Raw genomic sequence first — 508 nt, forward strand, 5'->3', positions numbered from 1 at the left:
ACCTGGACGGTACCTTCCTGGGCTGCCGCTATGCCATCCGCGCCATGAGGCCGAAAGGCGTGGGATCGATCATCAACATCTCCTCGCGCTCGGGGCTTGTCGGCATCCCGATGGCGGCGGCCTACGCGTCCTCCAAGGCCGCCGTTCGCAATCACACGAAAAGCGTGGCGCTATACTGCGCGGGGCAGGGCCTGAACATCCGGTGCAACTCGATCCATCCCGCGGCGGTGATGACGCCGATGTGGGAGCCGATGCTGGGCAGCGGCCCCGACCGCAGCAAGCGGGAAGCGGCAATGGTGGCCGACACGCCCCTGCGCCGCTTTGGCAGGCCCGAGGAGGTGGCTGCGCTGGCGGTCATGCTGGCATCGGACGAGGCGGCCTACATGACCGGGGCTGAACTGACGATCGATGGGGGGTATCCTGGCAGGTTCGGCCGCCGCGCCCGGACGTTAGGCCGCAAGGGGGGCGGACCGCTGTAGGTTCACCGGCACTACCGACTGCAGGCAGT

The 508-nt window shown here is 68.1% G+C and carries 1 pseudogene; it reads left to right on the forward strand.

Going from position 1 to position 508, the window contains the following annotated elements:
• Positions 1-453: pseudogene (locus tag ADAD_RS16230) on the forward strand (SDR family oxidoreductase); the annotation flags it as partial.
• Positions 454-508 lie beyond the last annotated feature (55 nt).

The sequence above is a fragment of the Citromicrobium sp. JLT1363 genome (genome assembly GCF_000186705.1).
Classification (GTDB): domain Bacteria; phylum Pseudomonadota; class Alphaproteobacteria; order Sphingomonadales; family Sphingomonadaceae; genus Alteriqipengyuania.